This is a genomic window from Colwellia sp. MB3u-4 (assembly GCF_014077065.1).
Classification (GTDB): domain Bacteria; phylum Pseudomonadota; class Gammaproteobacteria; order Enterobacterales; family Alteromonadaceae; genus Cognaticolwellia.
In genome coordinates this window covers 403,702-423,661 of the sequence record NZ_JACGVE010000075.1, presented here as the reverse complement: position 1 = coordinate 423,661, position 19,960 = coordinate 403,702, and the positions used below count along the sequence as shown (strand labels likewise).

The window sequence follows — 19,960 nt, the reverse complement described above, 5'->3', positions numbered from 1 at the left end:
TAGCGCCGATGGTAGTGTGGGAGTTCCCATGTGAGAGTAGGACATTGCTAGGCTTTTATTTAGAGAGACCCGTAGCTGATGCTACGGGTTTTTTGCTTTCTGGGATTTGATAAATAAAGCTTGAGATTTGAACATTAGCTTGTTGCAATATCAAAGGCTGCAAAGCTTTAAACTTTGTTATATATCAAGGCACCAATCTATATTTACACTTTAGAGATCTTTAGTTAAAGCTACTTTTTTTAGTCTTAAGTTTTGACGGTTAATAACAATTAAATGTAATTGCTATAACATCAGTTTTTGATCAATAGTTAATATTACTGCAACTTAAAGGTCTTCGTCTAAATTGACCTTGTTCTGTTGTTTAAATCAAAAATACCCTCCAAAAAACACTGTCATAGTCATTACATTTTTGACATATAGCTAGCGTGAGTAGCTGCTATGAGTTTTATGTTATAAGTTCATCTCCCTATATTCTATTTTTGCATAAAAAAGCCGTTTATATTCTTTTTATTTCAACGTAAATCAGTTTATTATGACGTCATTGATTAGTAATAGGTGTATTGCCAGATGTCGCCAGAACCACAAAAATTAAACCAAACAATGCTAGATACCAACCAGTTGGCATCTTTTCAGCAAAGCATCAACAATCTTTCTCCACTTCAATTAGCGTGGGCTAGTGGCTATTTGGCTGCTAAAGCAGAAAATGTTACTAATGCTACAGTTCCCGCGGCCATTGCAAGTGCTGCTCCAACAACTTTAACTATTTTGTATGGCTCGCAAACGGGCAATGCTAAAGGTGTTGCTAAGAGTTTAGCGGCCCAAGCCAGTGCTCAAGGTTTGAATGTTGAATTAAAAAGTATGGGAGAGATTAAGCCTAAGGCCATTAAAAACATTACTCACTTACTGATAGTAGCAAGTACAAATGGTGAAGGTGAAGCACCAGACGATGCTATTGCATTACATGAATTTTTGTCTTCAAAGAAAGCGCCTAGACTTGAACATTTGAATTACAGTGTTTTGGCGCTAGGTGATACCAGTTATGAGCTTTTTTGCCAAACAGGTAAAGATTTCGATCTGAATTTAGAAAAATTAGGCGCAAAAAGAATTGCACCTCGATTGGATTGTGATGTTGACTATGATGAGGCCGCTAATACTTGGTCAGCTACTGTTATTACTCAGGTTAAAACCCTGCTTAGTAGTGAGGCTAGCGCTAGCAATGTAGTGGCATTAGCCAGCGTGAACAGCACAGAAGAACTTTATACTAAGCAAAAGCCATATACTGCTGAACTATTGCTTAGCCAGAAAATTACCGGTCGTGATTCAGCTAAAGATGTACGACATGTTGAAATAGATTTAGGCGACTCAGGGTTAACTTATCAAGCCGGTGATGCCTTAGGTGTTTGGTTTGAGAACTCTGTTGCATTAGTAGATGAGCTTATTACGGAACTAGGGTTTGATGATCAAGAGAAAGTCTCTACAGGTGATGAAAGCATAGCACTTGGTGAAGCATTAAAGACCAAGTTTGAAATAACTCAAACCTCAATTCAGTTTGTTAATTTTTGGGCTGAAAAATCACAAGCGACTAATTTGCTTGATATGTTAGATGATAAGAGTGCGATGCGAGAGTATGCCGCTAATCATCAAGTCGTTGACGTGGTTAAATCTGCGCCATTACCGAATGAAGTTAAGTTAAATGCTCAAGAGTTTATAGATGCGTTACGAAAAATAACGCCAAGACTTTATTCTATCGCGTCCTCTCAAAGCGAAGCGGAAGAAGAAGTGCATTTAACCGTTGGGCTTGTGCAGTATCAGACTGAAGAGGCTAACCGTCAGGGTGGTGCGTCTGGATTTTTAACCAATGGTATTGAAGAAGGTGGTGCAGTTAAAGTGTTTGTTGAGCACAATGACAACTTTCGTTTACCAGCCAATAATGAAACACCCGTGATTATGATCGGTCCAGGTACTGGTGTTGCGCCATTTAGGGCCTTTATGCAAGAACGTGAAGCCACTGAAGCCGCAGGTGATAATTGGTTGTTTTTTGGTGACCAAACGTTTACGCAAGACTTTCTTTATCAAGTTGAATGGCAAGGCTACCTTAAGTCAGGCTTGTTAACTAAAATAGATTTGGCCTTTTCTCGTGATCAAGCGGAAAAAATTTATGTGCAAGATAGATTATTAGAAAATGCTGATGAAGTTTTTGCATGGTTAGAGCGAGGTGCGCATATTTACGTTTGTGGTGATATGAGTCGAATGGCAAAAGATGTTGAGGCAGCTTTATTAACTATTATTGCTACTAAAGGCCAATTATCAGCAGAACAGGCAAGTGATTATTTAAAAGATTTACGTAACGCTAAGCGTTACCAGAAGGATGTATACTAATGACTGATTTGACTAAAAAAGATCAAGCAAATGGCCCTTTAATTGTCGAAGGCAAACATGCCGATAATGAAAGGTTAAAAGCGGAAAGTAATTACTTACGTGGCACCATTGTCGATGATTTAAAAGATCATGTTACTGGTGGTTTTACCGCTGATAACTTTCAGTTGATCAGAACACACGGTATGTATCAGCAAGATGATCGTGATATTCGTAATGAGCGTGCTAAGCAAAAACTTGAACCACTACATAATGTTATGCTGCGTGCTCGTATGCCTGGTGGCATTATCACGCCAACACAATGGTTAGGCATTGATCAATTTGCTCGTGAAAAAACTAGTTACGGCAGTATTCGTATTACTACCCGTCAAACCTTTCAGTTTCACGGTGTGTTAAAGCCAAATATTAAGTTAATGCACCAAACACTGAACCATTATGGTATTGACTCTATTGCTACGGCAGGTGATGTAAACCGTAATGTGCTTTGTACGACGAATCCAGTTGAGTCAGAGCTACACCAAGAAGCGTATGAATGGGCTAAAAAAATCAGTGAACATTTGTTACCTAAAACACGCGCTTATGCGGAAATTTGGCTAGATGGTGAGAAAATTGAAGGTGGGACAGAAACCGGTGAAGTAGAACCGATTTTAGGTCCGAACTATTTACCACGTAAATTTAAAACTACGGTCGTTATTCCACCACATAACGATGTTGACGTACATGCTAATGATCTAAACTTTATTGCTATCGCTAAAGACGGCAAACTGATTGGTTTTAATGTCTTGGTCGGTGGTGGTTTAGCGATGACCCATGGCGATAAATCTACTTACCCACGCAAGGCGGATGATTTTGGTTATGTTGAGCTAGCTAAAACCTTAGATGTTGCTAGTGCAGTAGTTACTACTCAACGAGATTGGGGGAACCGTGTTAATCGTAAGAATGCGAAAACAAAATACACCTTAGATCGTGTCGGTGTTGAGGTCTTTAAGGCTGAAGTTGAGCTACGTGCCGGTATTACTTTTGCAGAAAGTCGTCCTTATGAATTCACCAGTCGAGGCGATCGTATTGGTTGGACCGAAGGCTTTGATGGTAAACATCATTTAGCCTTATTTATTGAGAATGGACGTCTGCTTGATAAGCCAAATTTGCCATTAAAAACCGGTGTGGCTGAAATTGCGAAAATCCACAAAGGCGATTTTCGTATGACCGCCAACCAAAATTTAATTGTTGCGGGTGTGGCAAGCGAAGACAAAGCTGAAATTGAACGCTTAGCACGCGCACATGGTTTAATGGCTGATAGTGTTTCTGTGCAGCGTAAAAGTTCAATGGCTTGCGTATCTTTTCCTACTTGCCCGTTAGCAATGGCTGAAGCGGAAAGGTATTTACCTGGTTTGGTCACTGATGTCGAAGCTATATTAGCGAAGCACAATGTCGCTGATGAAAGTATTATTTTACGAGTAACAGGCTGCCCGAATGGCTGTGGACGCGCCATGTTGGCCGAAATTGGGTTAGTCGGTAAAGGTCCTGGCAAATACAATATGCATTTAGGTGGTAATGTTGCCGGTACGCGCATACCTAAAATGTATAAAGAAAACCTTAATGAAGAAGATATTTTACAAGAGATTGACAGTTTAGTTGCCCGTTGGGTGAGCGAGCGTAACTCAGCCGAGGCTTTTGGTGATTTTGTGATTCGAGTCAGTATTGTTGATGAAGTTAAAGTTAGCAAGTGGGATTTTCATGACTAAGATTATTACAGCGAGTACACCTCCGCTGATCAGTAATAAATTTCCAGCGTCGTTACCAGAACCTTGGTTAAAGCAGTGGAACGAATTATTAGAAAAGCAGTCGGCAAGCCAACGCGTAGAATGGGCAATGGAAAATTTACCCGCGCAATTTGTTTTATCGTCGAGTTTCGGTATTCAATCTGCGGTAATGCTACATATGCTGACCAAAATTGAACCTAATATACCGGTATTAATAACCGATACTGGGCATTTGTTTCCTGAAACCTATCAGTTTATTGAGCAACTAACAGAGCGCTTAAAGTTAAACTTACAAGTGTTTAGTGCGAAAGAAAGTGCGGCATGGCAACAAGCTAAGTTTGGGCAAGAGTGGGATGGCGATGAAGACTCGTTGAAAGCTTATAATCGCCGTAACAAAGTTGAGCCATTAGAGCGTGGCTTAAGTGAGTTGCAAGCGGGTACTTGGTTTTCTGGTGTTCGTCGCCAACAATCTAGCCACCGTGAAGGTTTATCGGTAGTCAGTATTTTACGAGGACGCTTTAAAGTACACCCGATTATTGATTGGAGCAATAAAGACGTGCATGAATACTTAACGGCAAATAATTTACCTTATCACCCGCTGTGGGAAGAAGGTTATGTTTCAGTAGGCGATGTACATAGTACGCGACCATTAACTGCCGGTATGGATGAGAGCGACACACGTTTCTCTGGTATGCAAAGAGAGTGTGGTTTACACACTGACGGTGATGGCATTTAAGGTCATTACTATAAAAAGAATGCGCGAGCCGCATTCTTTTTACTGTCTAATTTATTCATCTAACTAAGCTATCAATAGTAAAAATCTTATCCCTGTTATTCAGCCGTAAACTTCCTAGCTATCGATAGCAAAATTTTCCGCCAGTTGGGTTTTAATTAGCGTTAAATAATGCTCGTTTTCATCATCAGTAACTAAGTGGGCGAGTTCAGTACCAATGGGAGTGAACTTATAAAAAGTGAGTATGCAATCAGCTTTTTTTGCGACAAAGCTAAGTTGTTTACCATGATAATTAAATTGAATTTTTTCTCCCTTGGCAAAGGAGTGGCTTTCTGTTTCTTGTTCAAACAGTAAGTGGTTATCGGCCAAGGTTAAGATGTCAGCGTAGCTTAATCCCACTTGGTTAAGGTCGAGCCGTTGTTGTCGCTGCTTATTAAACAAATTGAATAATTTGGGGATTTGATAAGCGCCGCTGATGATACGAATATTTTTTTTACGTGCATCAGTCATCGCGACACTGCAAGCTTTTGCCAACAGCTTTGCTTCAGTAATACTCATGGTTCTAAATGCTTGTAAGGTTTTTAGTGAAAAAGAGCCAGGTTGAGATACTTCACCGGCTAAAATTTTCGCCCATAAGTCCTGCATATTTTTATTACTAATACTTTCAGCAAGTGTTAAAAAAGAGCTAAACCAGTCTTGATCTGCTCTGTCAGTAATTGTCTCATCCGAGCAATACTGAACAGCGCGTACAATGATAGCTTCCATATTTTGTTGTTTTCTTAACTGGTCAAGTTTCTTTCGTCGGTTGGCTCTTTCTTCCAAAGGGACTTGTTTGGTTTCCGGTGAAAATGCAGCGCTAAGTGAAAACTTTTTTGCCAGTACTAATAATTGTTTTTGTGAGGAAGCGTTGACGTTTGCATGAGCATTATTTTTAGGTGTGACGGTTTGTTCATCATTTTCGACGATAGCGGATTTACTTTGTTCTACAGGATGCTCAATTATTTTATTTTGATCAATCGAATTTGACATCAGTTGTATCCCTTAAAACTATCAAATGTTGGAAAAATGCTGGAAATTCCAACATAATATTGCCAAAAAATTATTATAGCGTAAATATAAATTTTACTCATGTCCTTATATTATTAACCTTTTTTTAACAAAGTGTAAAATATTACCTTAAATTTATTCGCCTTTAAGTTTACGTCAGTATTTTTTTTGTACAGGTAAATAATTTATGACTAACCGTACTTGAAAATGATATTATGATAAAAACGAAATGTTGAATAATCTCATTCCAACTTTTACTATGTACCTATTACATGAAGACAATTTTTAACGAAATTAATATTCAAAAAACTCTACTAGCATTTTTTTGCTAGTGCTTTGAGGATGATATGCAAGTTTTTGACAATACTAACGATGATTTTTTGTTTATCGACGATAGTGATGAAGATGAAATATTTGATTCAGCTATAAGAGATACTTGGAAAGTCTTAATTGTTGATGATGACCCTGAAATTCATTCAGTAACCAAGTTGGCCTTATCCGACTTGGTTGTTTTAGGTCGACATTTAGAATACCTGCATGCCTATTCAGGTCACGATGCTTGCAAACTTATTGCAGAGCATGAAGATATCGTTTTAGTTTTGCTTGATGTGGTAATGGAAAGTGACGACGCGGGTCTTGTTGTCGTTAAGCACATACGCGAAGTATTAAAACGTGATGACATTCGTATTGTGTTACGCACCGGCCAGCCGGGCTATGCACCAGAAGAAAGTGTTATTAAAGATTACGATATTAATGACTACAAAACAAAAACTGAATTAACTCGTCGTAAATTAGTGACAACCGTTTATGCCGCTGTTCGCTCATATCAGCAAATTGACTCTGTAACTCAGTATAGAAAGGGTTTAGAAAAAATCATTGGCGCTGCTGCCAACTTGTTAGAACTGCGTACTATTCATGATTATGCTAGTGGCGTGTTAGCTGAGCTTATAACGCTAGTGGATACTAGTAGTGCTATTTTTTGCGCTCGCGGACAAGGGATTGTAGAGGGAGCTGATGATTTAAGTTTGTATGTTATTGGCCAAACCGGTTTAGTTGAAGCGAAAGTAAATCAAAAATTAACGGCCTTGGAAAATCAAGATACCGCTAGCCAAATTAATAGTTGTTTTCAACACAAACAGCACTTTTTTGCTGTCGACGCTACCTCATTCTATTTCGCCAGTGGTGGCTTTAGAGCCGTAATTCATTTAGAGCTTACTCAAGCCTTAACAAGTATTGAAATACAGCATATCGAAGTTTTTCTCACCAATATCGCCACCGGTTATGAAAATGTTCATCTATTTCAAAAACTGCGTAATGCGGCTTACAAAGACTGGTTAACTGAACTGCCCAATAGATTAGACTTTGTCAATTTATTGGATGACTTCTGTCAAAGTGATGATGACAAGTTAGTCACTGCACTGGTTGATCTTAATCATTTTAGTGATATCAATGATGGCTTAGGTCAAGATATTGGTAACCAGCTTTTAATGGCAGTATCTAGACGTATTCAAGCATTAAGTGCACATAATCATGTGGCAAGAATTGGTGCTGATGTCTTTGGTATTATTGGTGCAAAAAAATGGGTTAATCCTGAAATATTAACTGCGCTGTTTAGTGAGCCCTTTACTGTTGGTGAACAAAATCTACTGATTAGCGCCTGTTTTGGTTTTTGTTCTAAAGGCTCAGCAGGATCGCGTGGTGTCAAAGTACTGAATCAAATTAATATTGCCCTTAATTTGGCCAAAAAATCTATGCATGAACCTTATGTTTATTATCATCAAGAAATGGAAGATAAAACACTTTGGCGTTTAAGTATGATTAGGCAATTACGCACTGATTTTTCCGAACACCGTTTAGAGCTTTGGTATCAACCACAGCTAAGTTTAATCACAGGCGAAATTATGGGTGCTGAAGCCTTGCTGCGTTGGAAAACAGCCGAAGGTAAGTTTATTTCACCCGCTATATTTATTCCATTGGCAGAGTATTCTGGTTTGATTATTGAGATTGGCAACTGGGTTGTCGATCAAGCATGTCAGCTGTTAAATAGACTGGCAGCGAGCAAATTTACCGAGGTCAGTATTTCGGTTAATGTCTCGATTCCTCAGTTTAAACGCGATAACTTTGTCGATACGGTTATTGATATAGCGAAGTCGCATAAAGTTGATCCCAGTAAATTGGAACTAGAAATCACCGAAAATGTTTTAATGGATGAACCTCAGGTGATTATTGATGCGCTAGTGAGATTAAAAGCGCAGGGCATTAGTATTGCACTTGATGATTTTGGCACTGGTTTTTCATCATTAAGCTATTTACAAAAACTACCTTTGGACCGATTAAAAGTTGATCGCTCTTTTGTCAGTGCCATTGCCGAGCCGGGTGGTGCGATTATAGCCGCCACCATTATCAATTTAGGCAAGCAAATGAACTTAAAAGTCATTGCTGAGGGCATTGAAAACAGCGAACAAGAATCAGAATTAAGAACTTTGGGCTGTGATGAAGTGCAAGGTTTTTATTATGCTAAGCCTATGCCAGCTGACGAGTTCTTCACGTGTTTAGAGCGAATAAATCGATAGCGCATATTATTGGCAATACTGGACTTACAGCACTTGTTCTACAAGTGCTTTTTTTGTGTAAATCTTTACATTTAGCCTTGGTGTTTAAAGCACAAACAAAGTTAATCATAAAGCCCAACAAGCCAAGCCTATAAGATATAACCCCCCTAAAAAGTACTCACTATTCAAATAATTCCAAGTAGCACTGCAATAACCACTACGGTAATATGATTAAGGGAAAAGCAGGTCTTAGCACTTGCTGAAATGTATTCTTTTTAAGCGTTGTAATTTAGTTACTTGTAAAATATAGGATAAATCCAGTAAAGTTATCAGTGTTAGCTTAAATTTTTTCACTCTAAGCGAGTAATCAAGCGCAATAACGATAGATAAAAACTACAGCTGAGGTATGTATGGATATTAATAAAATAGCGGAGCAAAATTACGATTGGGTTGAACGTATGGGTTGGCATAATAAGACCACGTTGGAAGCATTAGCTTTAGTGGCCTCAGAGGTCGGTGAAGCGATAAATGAATGTCGTGGTGAAAAGCCGACTGACAATTTTAAAGAAGAGTTAGCCGATATTGTGCTGAGAGTTTTAGACATTGCGCATTGGCAAGGTATAAATATAGAGCAAGAGTTGTTAGCTAAAATGAAAAAAAATGAGCAAAGAGGCACCCGAGGTCGCATTAAATAAAGCGCTAAATAAAATTAATACACTTAATTAAAACGCTTGTTTAAAAATGTTTGCTTTCCCTTTCCTTTCAAGGCAAACTCAGTATCACTTTATTTCTTTTACTAGTTCATCATAAATAATTAGTAAGCTAAATATTTATACGCTCGGTAGTAGTCTATGATTACATATTACCAGTCAATCGACCCACAAAAAGTCAGGAGAGTAGGCATGTTATTCCAAGGCAAAAGCCTTTCTGCCCAGTTGTTAGACGACGGCATTGTTGAATTTAAATTCGATGCACAAGGCTCAGTTAACAAGTTTGATCAGGCAACGTTTAAAGAATATATCGCAGTTGTTGATGCGATTAATAATTGCAGTGAAGCAAAAGGGGTATTGATTACCTCAGGTAAGTCTTCTTTTATTGTTGGTGCTGATATCACCGAGTTTTTAGAAGTATTTAAAAAACCGGAAGATGAGTTACTACCTTGGGTAAAAAATGCCTCTGATATTTTTGATTCATTTGAAGATATTAATCTGCCTACTATTGCTGCTATTAACGGCTTCGCTTTAGGTGGCGGTTGTGAAATGACCTTGGCTTGTGATTATCGTATTGCAGATACCTCATGTTCAATCGGTTTACCAGAAGTAAGCTTAGGTTTAATACCTGGCTTTGGCGGTACCGTGCGTTTACCACGCATTATTGGCGCTGATAATGCCATTGAATGGATGTCGACAGGCCGAGCTTTTAAAGCTGAGCAAGCGATGGCGGTAGGTTTGCTTGACGCTGTAGTTGCACCAGAACATTTGCGCGAAGCGGCACTAAAAATGCTAAATCAAGCGATTGCGGGTAAATTAGATTGGCGCGCTAAACGTCAACCTAAACTAGAAGCATTAAAGCTTTCTCCAGTAGAAACTATTATGACCTTCAATACCTGTAAAGGTATGATCGCGGCTAAAGCCGGTAAACATTATCCTGCACCTATGGTGATGGTTAAAACGATCGAAGCCGCAGCAGGTTTAGACCGTGCAGGCGCAATGGCATTAGAAAACGCAGGGTTTGCAAAATTAGCGAAAACTGATGCTGCTACCGCACAAATTGGCCTATTTATGGCTGATCAAGTGGTTAAAGGTAAAGCGAAAAAAGCCGGTAAACAAGCGACGAAGGCAGTCAATAAAGCGGCTGTTTTGGGTGCAGGTATTATGGGCGGTGGTATTGCATACCAGTCTGCTTATAAAGGCACGCCAATTATCATGAAAGATATTAATGACCAAGCACTTGATTTAGGTCTAACAACGGCTGCGGGTATTTTAACTAAGCAAGTTGAACGTGGCCGCATGAACGTTAAGAAAATGGCTGGCGTACTCAATAGCATCACACCGTCATTAAGTTATGACAGCCTTAAAGGTGTTGATATTGTTGTTGAAGCTGTAGTTGAAAATCCGAAAGTAAAAGCTATGGTGTTGGCTGAAGTTGAAAACCATGTTGATGAAGACACTATTGTGACTTCAAATACCTCAACAATTTCAATTGATTTATTAGCCGAAGGCCTTAAACGCAAAGATAAGTTTTGTGGCATGCATTTCTTCAACCCGGTAAACAAAATGCCATTAGTTGAAGTTATTCGTGGTAAAGCTACTTCTGATGAAACCGTGGCTGCTGTTGTTGCTTACGCAGCTAAAATGGGTAAATCACCTATCGTGGTAAACGACTGTCCTGGTTTTTACATTAACCGTGTTTTATTCCCATACTTTGCTGGCTTTAGCCAATTAGTGCTTGAAGGTGCTGATTTCGTTGCCGTTGATAAAGTCATGGAAAAACAATTTGGCTGGCCAATGGGCCCGGCATACCTTCTTGATGTGGTTGGTATTGATACCGCTGATCATTGTACGGGTGTGATGTCATCGGGTTTCCCAACTCGTATGTCAAAAATTGATAATGACCCAGTAAGTGCTTTATATAATAAAGACCGCCTTGGCCAGAAAAATGGCAAAGGCTTCTACGATTACGGTAAAGACAAGCGCGGTCGTCCAACCAAAGTGGCAGCACAAGTGGCTTATGACTTGTTTTCAGGCGTAGAGAAAAAAGACTTTACCCAGGAAGAAACCATTGCTCGCTTGATGATCCCTATGGTGAATGAAGTGGTGCGCTGTTTAGAAGAAGGTGTGGTTGATACTGCAGCTGAAGCTGATATGGGCTTAATTTACGGTTTAGGTTTTCCACCATTTAGAGGCGGTCCAATTCGTTATTTAGAAACGTTAGGCTTAGATAACTTTATTGCAATGGCAGATAAATATGCCCATTTAGGCGAAATTTACCAAGTTACTGATGGTATGCGTGAAATGGCAAGATCTGGTCAATCATATTTTACAACCGATGTTAAAACTAACAGCGTTAAAACAGCTTAGGCGAAGGAGAAAATCATGAAAGAAGTCGTTATTGTCGATTGCATCCGTACCCCAATGGGGCGCTCAAGAGCGGGTGTTTTTCGTAATGTTCGTGCTGAAACATTATCAGCACACTTAATGCAACAATTGTTAATTAGAAATCCAAATCTAGATCCTGCATTAATTGAAGATATTATTTGGGGTAACGTTAAGCAAACTAAAGAGCAAGGTTTCAATATTGCTCGTAATGCTCAATTGTTAACGGATATTCCAAAGTCTACCGGTGCTGTTACCGTGAACCGCTTATGTGGTTCATCAATGCAAGCACTACATGATGCAACTACTAATATCATGGCCGGTCAAGGCGATGTGTTTTTAGTGGGCGGTGTTGAGCACATGGGTCACGTACCTATGATGTACGATGTTGATTTTGATCCCGCATTGAGCAAGCATATTTCTCGTGCGGCTGGCAACATGGGCTTAACGGCTGAATTGCTAGGTATGCAGCACGGCATTACGCGTGCTGAGCAAGATGCCTTTGGCGCTCGCTCTCACCAGCTTGCTCATAAAGCCATGCTTGAAGGTCGTTGGGCTAATGAAATTGTACCCACTTTAGGTCATGACGCTATGGGCGCGTTAACGCTTATCGAACATGACGAAGTTATTCGTCCTGAAACGACCATTGAAAGCTTATCAGCATTGCGTCCGGTATTTGATCCAGTCAATGGCACAGTAACCGCGGGTACTTCTTCTGCACTTTCTGACGGCGCTTCTGCGATGTTAGTGATGTCAGCAGAAAGAGCCAAAGCTATGGGCTTAACACCTCGTGTTAAAATCCGTGGTATGGCTATCGCAGGTTGTGATCCATCAACCATGGGCTTTGGTCCAGTGCCAGCCACTAAGAAAGCATTACAACGTGCGGGCTTAACATTAGCTGATATTGAACTAGCTGAGTTTAACGAAGCCTTTGCTGCACAAGCACTGTCATGTGTACGTTCATTAGGTTTAGAAGACAAAATGGATGACATGATTAACCTTAACGGTGGCGCAATCGCTTTAGGTCACCCACTAGGTTGTTCAGGTACGCGTATTTCAGGGACCTTAATTAACTTGATGGAAGCACAAGATGCTAACATTGGTTTAGCAACTATGTGTATTGGTTTAGGCCAAGGTATCGCTACAGTATTTGAAAGAGTGTAGTTTTTACTTATCACTTTTGAGAAGAATCTAGCTAACTTTTACTAGTTGAATTATTTAAAGCCCAACTTTTGTTGGGCTTTTTTGTTTTAATATACTTAGTTCAACTTAAAGGTAAAATTCTTTAAAAGCTTATCCCTTACGATTAAGTAAAGGTTTTAATAGTAACAAGCCTTGCTTAATTTTATCTTCGCTTTGACCCGCAAAACCTAGTCTAATAAACTTATTTTCATCACTCTCCTGCGCCAAATGGAAAGCATTTTCAGCTAATAAGAATATGTTGTTATCTCGGGCTGCTGTTGCTATTTCTTTCGCATTGCCTCCAACATTCACCCATAAGGTCATTCCGCCGGGGGGGACGGTAAAATCGAGCTTTATGCCTTCAGCTATAAAGCTGTTCAGTGTTTCTACCATACATTGTCGTCTTTTTTGATAAATGCGTGTCGCTTTTCTTAAGTGACGTTCGAATGCGCCATCTTTCATCCATCGAGCAACAGCATCTTGTAATACCACATTGGCTTTATGATTAATCATCGTTCGATAGCTGATAATGTCAGGCACAAGGGTTTTGTCTACCGCAATAATCCCTAAGCGAATTCCTGGAAACATAATTTTAGAAAAACTTGATAGATATATAACCAGCCCCGCAGGATCATTAGCCGCCATAGGCGCAAGAGGTTGACTGTCATAATGAAATTCATGGTCGTAGTCGTCTTCAATAATAGGCACATTATATTGCCGTGCTAGGTGATAAATTTTTATTCGCTGCGCTGCGGGTAGTGTGGTGGTGGTTGGATACTGGTGTAATGGCGTTAAATAAAGCAAGCGGAGTTTATGCTGTTTAAATAGTTGCTCAAGGTGCTCAACATCAATGCCGTCTTTTGTTTGTTTGACGCCGATAAGCTCGGCACCGGCATTTTCTAATGCATTCCAAGCAGGGCGATAACCTAAACTCTCTACAGCAACCTTATCTCCTGTTTTTAACAAAATTTGAGAAATAATATACAGCGCTTCTTGGCTGCCATTAACGACAATTATTTCTTTATCTGCAATTGCTCTTACTCGACGTAAATAAGTACTTACTTCAGTAATGAACGCAGGAAAACCATTGTTATTGCCGTAGTTTAATTCATTAATTAGTGGGCGACTCATGGCCTCATTTACGTAACTTCTAAATTCATTGAAAGGGAAGAGTGCAATATCAGGATTCCCACCGGCAAAGTTAAATAGGTAATCACTTGCTTGGCGCTGCAAGCTGTTGTTGCTCGTTTTTACCAAACGCCATTGATGTTTACTATTGGCCTCATTGAGCTTGTCATTATCCTTTTGTGAATGATAAATGGGCAATGTTTGCGCGACGGAATAACCTTGTCTTTCTTTGCTTTCAACCCAACCCTGTGCTTCTAATTCATGATAAGCCGACATAATCGTATGGCGGTTAACAGCTAACTGTGTAGCTAAAGTGCGTGCTGAAGGTAAAATTTCACCAGTAGAAGCATTACCATTTTTAATCGCCTCTCGGATGGCATTAGCAATTTTTAAGTACAGCTTATCTGCACTGTCTTCTAAGGTTAGGTTTAGTATCTTCATTAGCATAGAATGTTGGTATAGGTAATTTATTTAAACTGGTTGTTTTGTTTATACCATAAAGAGAGAGAATACCCATCATCACTTTCCAATAGAGCCAGTTATGTTTAATCCCCAAATCACTATTTTGAGTACCAATAAAGTCACGTTACGACCATTAACACTGGAACATTTAGATGACTTTTATCATGCGGGCGCTTTTCCGGAAGTTTGGCGTTGGTCGTTACCTGACAAATGCAGCTCAAAAGCAACAACCAAAGGCTGGCTGAACCATTCACAAGCAATGGCTGATAAAGGTGAACATGTACCTTTTGCTATTTTTGATAATGAAAGCGGTGAGTTAGTAGGGAGTACACGTTATTGTTCCATCAAGCGAGAGGATAGAAATTTAGAAATTGGTTTTACTTTTATCACCCCTAAATACCAGCGTAGTTATATTAATACCCACGCTAAATATTGCTTATTAAAACATGCTTTTGAAGAGGTTGGCGCGATCAGGGTTGAGTTTAAAACCCATGAGAAAAATGACAAGTCACGTAATGCGATAGCAAGACTAGGTGCAAAATTTGAAGGCATACTTCGCCATCAACGTATTTTGTCTGATGGCACTTTTCGTAACACCGCTATTTTTTCAATCATTGATAACGAATGGCCTACCGTAAGATCAAAGCTTGAGGCAAGTATGTAAAAACTCAGGTCTTCTAAAGAATAGACAAACAGCAAGGGCGATATGATGTACATACCAAAAAAATTCCAACAAAGTGACACAACGGCATTAAAAGCAATGATAGTTGAATATCCTTTTGCAACGCTTATCAACTGCTCTGAGTTAGGCGTAGAAGCGAATCATATACCACTGATGTTGCAGCAAGTAGAGGGTAAAGATGTACTACAAGGACACATCGCTAAAGCGAACCCATTATGGAAAAATATGGCTGAAAAAACCGAAGTATTAATCGTATTTAATGGACCAAATTGTTATATCTCTCCAAATTATTACCCCACTAAAATGGCAACTGGCAAAGCAGTACCGACATGGAATTATGTTGCAGTGCATGTAAAGGGGCTTATATCATTTGTTCATGACAAGACATGGAATCTCAATTTACTCGACAGCTTAACCACTCACCATGAGGCTCAACAGCCAGAGCCTTGGTCTATTGAAGATGCACCAAAAGAATATATCGAAAAAATGCTCCCAGCTATTGTTGGCATTGAAATTGATATTACATCGATAATAGGAAAGTGGAAGGTAAGTCAAAATCAAGCCGATATAAACAAGCAGGGAATTTATAATGCATTGTCAGGCGATGTTAAGAGTAATGCGTTAAAAATAGCTAGATTGGTTAAAAACCATATGGAATAAACAACTTAAGCGTAGTGCAAAATGATGAGTGTTTGATGTTTGAAAACAGAGATATCTACTGAAAGGAAATGGCTATTTATTAAGCCTACTTATGTGAATAAGTAGGCTTAGCTACTTGTGCATTTAAGTGCTTTCCATACGATATAGCACCACATCCAAATCACCTAATTGTGAGTCTGAATGAATATAAGTTTTGATATATTCCATACCCAGCTTTTTCATGACCGCAATTGAGCCTAGATTATCTTTTACGGCAATAGCACTAAAGCTTTTATTTTCAGGTTGTTTAACCAGTAGCTGTTGAAGATGAATCGCTGCTTCACTGGCATAACCTTTACCCCAAGTTGACTGTAAAAAACGCCAGCCTAATTCAATATCATGCCAAATAGGCTGGTCGGAGAAAAAGTCCATTGGGCGCACTAAAATCCAGCCAATCTCGGCTTGAGTTGCTATTAGGGTAACTTTCCATAAGCCCCAGCCTTTTTCTACATTTTTATAGGCGTTATGGCGTGGGATAAATACCTCGCTAATATCTTTGCGAGTGGTCATATTACCGCTATTGATATAACGCATAACTTCTGGGTTTTGATCGAGTTGGAATAAGAACTCGCTGTCTGTTTTATCAATCAGCTGATAGCTAAGTCGAGCTGAATTATCAATATTCATGTTTATACCATTTTTATAATTTTCAATAGCTTAATCATCATAATAACTGATTAAATTTTTATTATTCTTACTGTTAACTAAGGCGATACGCTAGACATCAATTATTGACTGCCTTATGATTGCTAGCAACATAATAACAATATGGTTTATTCGGTAAATTATGAATGCTAAAAAAGTAATCTTAAGTTCTGCTGTGCTAATCGCCTTTTGTGGTTTAACAGCCTGTAGTAAAGACGCACCGATAGCGGCTGACACAGCCCCTGAAATTGAAAAAGTAGTGAGTATTGGCGATGAAAGTAAAATGTTAACTTATCCAATAACAAAAAAAGTAGCCGTTGTTGATGATTATTTTGGTACTAAAGTTACCGATGCTTATCGATGGTTAGAAGATGATATGAGCGCTGAAACCGCGGATTGGGTAAAGGCACAAAATAAAACCACCTACGATTATTTAGCGAAAATCCCTTATCGCGAGAAAATTAAATCTCGTCTTGCGGCTTTATTAGATTATGAAAAAGTTGGCATGCCGTTTCTTGAAGGCGACTATAGTTATTTTTATAAAAATGATGGCTTACAAAACCAAGCTGTTTTATATCGTCAAAAAGGCGATGCATCGGCTGAAGTATTTCTTGACCCTAATACTTTTAGTGAAGATGGTACCGTTTCGTTAGCCAATATTGAATTTAGTGAAGACGGTTCATTAGCGGTTTACTTAATTTCTGAAGGCGGTAGTGATTGGCGTAAAGCGCGTATTATAGCAACTGAAACTAATGCTGTACTTGAAGCGGAACTAGTTGATATAAAGTTTAGTGGCTTATCTTGGGTGGCTAATGAAGGCTTTTATTACTCAAGCTACGACAAACCTAAAGGCAGTGAGCTTTCAGCCAAAACGGATCAACATAAATTGTATTACCATAAGTTAGGTACTGCACAGTCGCAAGATAGCTTAGTTTTTGGTGGCAGCGAAGCACAAAAACACCGTTATGTTAGTGGTGAAGTCACTAAAGACGGTCACTATTTAGTGGTATCAGCAGCGGTATCTACCTCGGGCAATAAGCTCTTTATTAAAGATTTAACCACCCCAAATTCGCCATTGGTTAGCGTGGTTGATAATACTGAGTCAGACACCTATATGGTCAGTAGTGAGGGTGACAACTTGCTATTTGTCACCAATATGGCAGCACCTAATAACCGTGTTGTTAAAGTTAATGCACTGCAACCCAGTGCTGAGAATTGGCTTGATATTATTCCTGAAACTGAGCATGTTTTATCAGTGTCTACTGGCGGACATTACTTATTTGCTAACTATATGAAACATGCGGCGTCTTTTATTGAGCAGTATGATTTAACCGGTAAGAAAATTCGCGATATCGCCTTACCTGAAGTGGGCACCGCTGGCGGCTTTAGTGGTAAAGCGTCGCAAAGTCAGCTTTACTATTCATTTAGTAACCAGAAAACCCCATCAACCATTTTTAGCTTAGACCTTGCAACGGGTGAATCTGTTGTACATATGAAGTCGAAAGTAAAATTCAATAGCGATAACTTTGAATCAAAGCAGGTTTTTTATAGCTCTAAAGACGGTACTAAAGTGCCGATGATCATTACCCATAAAAAAGGCTTAGTGCTTGATGGCAGTAACCCGACGATTTTATATGGTTACGGTGGTTTCAATATCAGTCTACAACCAGAATTTAGCTCAACTCGCGCTGCTTGGTTAGAGCTCGGCGGTGTATATGCCGTGGCTAATTTACGTGGTGGTGGCGAATACGGTAAAAAATGGCATGATGCGGGTACGCAGTTGAAAAAACAGAATGTATTTGACGACTTTATTGCTGCGGCTGAATACCTGATTGAAGCACAAGTGACTTCTTCAGATAAACTTGCGGTTATGGGTGGCTCAAACGGTGGTTTGTTAGTGGGTGCTGTGATGACACAACGTCCTGAATTATTTAAAGTAGCATTACCCGCGGTAGGGGTACTTGATATGCTGCGCTACCATACCTTTACTTCAGGTGCTGGTTGGGCTTACGACTATGGTAAATCAAACGACAATGCACAAATGTTTAATTACCTGTTAGCTTACTCGCCATTACACAATGTTAAAGCAGGCACACATTACCCTGCAACATTAATAACAACGGGTGATCATGATGATCGCGTAGTGCCGGCGCATTCATTCAAGTTTGCTGCCGAGTTACAAGCAAAACAAGCGGGCGCTAACCCAACCTTAATTCGTATTGAAACGGATGCGGGTCATGGTGCGGGTACGCCAATTAGCAAGACCATTGAGCAATATGCCGATATTTATGGTTTCACATTATTTAATATGGGTGTGACGGATATTTAAGCGCTTGGCTATAATTCGTTGGTAATTTGTGATTGTAAAAGCAATCGCTAACAAAAAGCCCAGTGATTACTGGGCTTTTTAATATCGTTTTAAGTTATAGTTTTACAGGTATAACTTTACGCTTATAACTTTACATTTATAGTGCGGCTAACTACTTAGCAAAAGTATCTTGCAGTGGCGGCACAACTTGCTTTTTACGGCTCATCACACCCGGTAACCAAGTTTTACCGTCAACCAAAGTAATATCATAAGCTTTTTCAATAAGGCTGATATCATCACTTACTACTAACAACTCAGAGCCTTCTTGCATGATGTCAGTTAATAACAACATCACAGTATGACGATTACCTTCTTCTTTAACGGCTTGTAAATCAGCATATAAATCAGCTTTCATCTCGTCAAATAAAGCTAAGTCGATCACTTCTAATTGGCCAATACCGACAATATTATTCTTCATATTGAAGTCTTTAAAATCACGTAAAACAAGTTCTCGCACTGGCGTACCGGCGACTGATGATTTTACTGTGAACATTTCCATGCCCAGGCCTTTGTAATCTTCAATACCGGCAATTTCAGCCAAGGCTTCAACACATTTTATATCAGCGGTTGTACAGGTTGGCGATTTAAATATCACTGTGTCTGACAAAATTGCACACATCATGGCGCCAGCAATATTTTTAGGAATTTCAATACCGTGAAAATCGAACATCATTTTAATAATGGTATTGGTACAACCTACAGGGCGAACCCAAATCTCTAAAGGGGTAGACGTGGTAATATCACCCAGCTTGTGATGGTCGATAATACCTAAAACTGTGCAGTCATCAATATCATCAGGGCCTTGAATTCGGTCTGAGTGATCAACAACATAAATGCCGTCAGTATCAGCGAAACTCAATTTAAGCTCAGGCTGTTCTAAGCCAAATTTATCTAAAATGAATAGTGTTTCTGGCGAAAGTTCACCCAAGCGTGCAGGCTGTACATCTTCACCAATATGGGTTTTTAAATATGAAAGGGCAATGGCTGAACAAATTGAATCTGAATCAGGAACTTTGTGTCCTACGGCATAAGCTGGCATAAATTGTGCTCTCCAAGCGCCGTTAAGCTAATAATGGCGCTACTGTATAAGTATTTTCTATAATATGTCGTATATTCTAGCAAAAATTCTAAGCATTAGCCTAGTCACTATTTATACTCTTTCATACGACTTTAGTCATTGAACTTGGTCATTCGTCGCCAGCAGTTGAATTTTTATGGCGGCGCTTTA

At 39.3% G+C, this 19,960-nt stretch carries 14 protein-coding genes; 10 read left to right on the top strand and 4 right to left on the bottom strand.

What is annotated here, in order from left to right:
- Positions 1–567: 567 nt before the first annotated feature.
- The 3 genes from H4J61_RS07980 to H4J61_RS07970 are packed head-to-tail and all read left to right on the top strand — an operon-like array spanning position 568 to position 4,875.
- Positions 568–2,379 carry an assimilatory sulfite reductase (NADPH) flavoprotein subunit gene (locus H4J61_RS07980; protein WP_182184624.1) on the top strand — a complete coding sequence of 604 codons (1,812 nt, stop codon included), beginning with the start codon at positions 568–570 and terminating at the stop codon, positions 2,377–2,379.
- Positions 2,379–4,121: an assimilatory sulfite reductase (NADPH) hemoprotein subunit gene (gene cysI, locus H4J61_RS07975; protein ID WP_182184623.1), complete on the top strand. Its 1,743-nt coding sequence runs from the start codon at positions 2,379–2,381 to the stop codon at positions 4,119–4,121. Before H4J61_RS07980 ends, cysI begins: the two co-directional genes overlap by 1 nt.
- Positions 4,114–4,875, top strand: a complete 762-nt coding sequence (locus H4J61_RS07970) for a phosphoadenylyl-sulfate reductase (protein WP_182138130.1) — start codon at positions 4,114–4,116, stop codon at positions 4,873–4,875. The genes cysI and H4J61_RS07970 overlap by 8 nt, the downstream gene beginning before the upstream one ends.
- 114 nt (positions 4,876–4,989) lie before the next feature.
- Here the strand turns inward: H4J61_RS07970 and H4J61_RS07965 are convergent, their stop codons facing one another.
- On the bottom strand, positions 4,990–5,901 hold the full coding sequence (locus H4J61_RS07965) for a TIGR03899 family protein (protein ID WP_182184622.1): 912 nt from the start codon (positions 5,899–5,901) through the stop codon (positions 4,990–4,992).
- 365 nt (positions 5,902–6,266) lie between these two features.
- On the opposite strand from H4J61_RS07965, the gene H4J61_RS07960 reads away from it, so the two are divergent.
- The 4 genes from H4J61_RS07960 to fadA all read left to right on the top strand — a co-directional run bounded on the left by H4J61_RS07960 (position 6,267) and on the right by fadA (position 12,730).
- Complete coding sequence (locus H4J61_RS07960; RefSeq protein WP_182184621.1) at positions 6,267–8,492, top strand: EAL domain-containing protein; 2,226 nt, start codon at positions 6,267–6,269, stop codon at positions 8,490–8,492.
- A gap of 389 nt (positions 8,493–8,881) precedes the next feature.
- On the top strand, positions 8,882–9,166 hold the full coding sequence (locus H4J61_RS07955; RefSeq protein ID WP_182184620.1) for a MazG nucleotide pyrophosphohydrolase domain-containing protein: 285 nt from the start codon (positions 8,882–8,884) through the stop codon (positions 9,164–9,166).
- 207 nt (positions 9,167–9,373) lie between these two features.
- A complete protein-coding gene (gene fadB / locus H4J61_RS07950) occupies positions 9,374–11,551 on the top strand; it encodes a fatty acid oxidation complex subunit alpha FadB (protein WP_182184619.1) in 2,178 nt (725 codons plus the stop codon).
- Positions 11,552–11,566: 15 nt separating this feature from the next.
- A complete protein-coding gene (gene fadA / locus H4J61_RS07945; protein ID WP_182138134.1) occupies positions 11,567–12,730 on the top strand; it encodes an acetyl-CoA C-acyltransferase FadA in 1,164 nt (387 codons plus the stop codon).
- Between the two features lie 129 nt (positions 12,731–12,859).
- On the opposite strand, the gene H4J61_RS07940 is transcribed toward fadA, so the two are convergent.
- A complete protein-coding gene (locus H4J61_RS07940; protein WP_182184618.1) occupies positions 12,860–14,317 on the bottom strand; it encodes a PLP-dependent aminotransferase family protein in 1,458 nt (485 codons plus the stop codon).
- A gap of 100 nt (positions 14,318–14,417) precedes the next feature.
- Here H4J61_RS07940 and H4J61_RS07935 point away from each other — a divergent pair, with 100 nt between their 5' ends.
- Both H4J61_RS07935 and H4J61_RS07930 read left to right on the top strand, forming a co-directional pair.
- The gene (locus H4J61_RS07935) at positions 14,418–15,002 is read left to right on the top strand and encodes a GNAT family N-acetyltransferase (RefSeq protein WP_182184617.1); all 585 of its coding nucleotides are present in this window, start codon (positions 14,418–14,420) and stop codon (positions 15,000–15,002) included.
- Between the two features lie 45 nt (positions 15,003–15,047).
- Positions 15,048–15,680 carry an FMN-binding negative transcriptional regulator gene (locus H4J61_RS07930; protein WP_182184616.1) on the top strand — a complete coding sequence of 211 codons (633 nt, stop codon included), beginning with the start codon at positions 15,048–15,050 and terminating at the stop codon, positions 15,678–15,680.
- Between the two features lie 123 nt (positions 15,681–15,803).
- Here the strand turns inward: H4J61_RS07930 and H4J61_RS07925 are convergent, their stop codons facing one another.
- Positions 15,804–16,346 carry a GNAT family N-acetyltransferase gene (locus H4J61_RS07925; protein ID WP_182184615.1) on the bottom strand — a complete coding sequence of 181 codons (543 nt, stop codon included), beginning with the start codon at positions 16,344–16,346 and terminating at the stop codon, positions 15,804–15,806.
- Between the two features lie 160 nt (positions 16,347–16,506).
- On the opposite strand from H4J61_RS07925, the gene H4J61_RS07920 reads away from it, so the two are divergent.
- Positions 16,507–18,693 (top strand): prolyl oligopeptidase family serine peptidase, encoded by a 2,187-nt coding sequence (locus H4J61_RS07920; RefSeq protein ID WP_182184614.1) that lies wholly within the window; start codon positions 16,507–16,509, stop codon positions 18,691–18,693.
- Between the two features lie 151 nt (positions 18,694–18,844).
- Here the strand turns inward: H4J61_RS07920 and H4J61_RS07915 are convergent, their stop codons facing one another.
- Positions 18,845–19,771 (bottom strand): manganese-dependent inorganic pyrophosphatase, encoded by a 927-nt coding sequence (locus H4J61_RS07915; protein WP_182184613.1) that lies wholly within the window; start codon positions 19,769–19,771, stop codon positions 18,845–18,847.
- Positions 19,772–19,960 lie beyond the last annotated feature (189 nt).